The sequence below is a fragment of the Pseudoxanthomonas koreensis genome (assembly GCF_010093225.1).
GTDB classification, from domain to species: domain Bacteria; phylum Pseudomonadota; class Gammaproteobacteria; order Xanthomonadales; family Xanthomonadaceae; genus Pseudoxanthomonas; species Pseudoxanthomonas koreensis.
This window is the reverse complement of record NZ_PDWM01000078.1, coordinates 1-1,364: the sequence shown is the minus strand read 5'-3', so window position 1 is coordinate 1,364 and position 1,364 is coordinate 1. Positions and strand designations below refer to the sequence as shown.

At 58.5% G+C, this 1,364-nt stretch carries 1 protein-coding gene; it reads left to right on the top strand.

Annotated features, from left to right (window positions below):
• Positions 1–100: 100 nt before the first annotated feature.
• The gene (locus CSC64_RS13765; RefSeq protein ID WP_162435900.1) at positions 101–1,258 is read left to right on the top strand and encodes a HesA/MoeB/ThiF family protein; all 1,158 of its coding nucleotides are present in this window, start codon (positions 101–103) and stop codon (positions 1,256–1,258) included.
• Positions 1,259–1,364 lie beyond the last annotated feature (106 nt).

Genomic DNA, 1,364 nt, shown 5'->3' with positions numbered 1-1,364 from the left:
CCGGCCTCGGCCTCACGCAGGAAGCCGATGATCTGCTCTTCGGAAAAGCGCTTCTTCACGTCCAATCTCCTCGCTTTGGGGAATTGGACTCCAGTTCGCCGTGCTACTCAAAACCGGGGGGACGTCGGCGGCACAGGAACTGGAAGCTCCCGCCATCGTTCACCTCCATAGCCATCCTGAGGGTGCGCGCGCATTCTCGCGAGTTGATGATGAAAGCGATCGGGTGCTACATGATGATCTAGCCAAGATCTACGAGGACGGGCTGCCGCACGCCAGTGCCATCATGATGCCGGATGGCGAACTTATCGCTCGCACCTACCAGGCTGGTCGGTATGTCTCGCTGGACGGATCCTTCGTAATTGGACATCGCGTGCAACGGTTCCCGCATCAGGAGAGCAGCCAAGCGCCAGCACACACCGCGAGTCACCGCCAAGCTCTGGGTCGCGGTACGACGGCACTGCTGAGATCTCTTCGAGCGGTGGTGGTAGGTTGCTCGGGCACTGGAAGCGTAGTGGTCGAGTTGCTCTCGCGACTGGGGGTTGGCGAACTGATCTTGATAGATCCGGACGTTATCGAAGAGAGGAACTTGAATCGCATCGTCAACTCGACGTGGGCCGACGCGAGAGCTGGGACGCCGAAGGTCGAAGCACTTGCGCAAACCATCCGCCACAATCTGGGGGAACTTGCGCCCAGGATCATTCCCATCCAAGGAACGTTGGCCGATGCGTGGGGCATTGCGGCAACCGCAGACATAATATTTGGCTGTACCGATAGCGCAGAAGCCAGGATGCACCTAGACAGAATGTGCCACCACTATGTGATGCCTTACATCGACGTCGGAGTGGACCTCAGCGCTGATGAAGATGACGGTATTCGGTATGCCGGATTGGCAGTGCAGTACCTGCGTCCCGGCGGTGACAGTCTGTTTGCGCGAAAAGGCTACAGGATGTCGGTTGTAGAGGCCGAATCGTTGCGTCGCACCAATCCCGCGCTATACGCCGAGCGGGTAAGGATTGGTTACATCGAAGGCGTGGAAGAGGACCGACCCGCTGTGATCTCCATCAACATGCAGGCTGCGAGTATGGCCGTGAACGAGTTGCTTGCCCGATTGCATGGGTACCGTGCTGGTGCGCCCGCAGATAACGCCATCCGCCGCTTGAATTTGGTGGAAGAATTTCAGATGGCGAGCACGGCAGGTCCACCCTGCCCTATCATGGCTCCCATGTGTGGCTTGGGGGGTAATCCCCCCACCGGTTAGCTGAAGCCAGAAGTGGAATTTTCTCGTACGCTTTCCCGAGGAGGTTCCATGAAGAAGTCCCGCTTTACCGACAGCCAGATCATCGCGGTGCTCAAGCAGGCCGAGG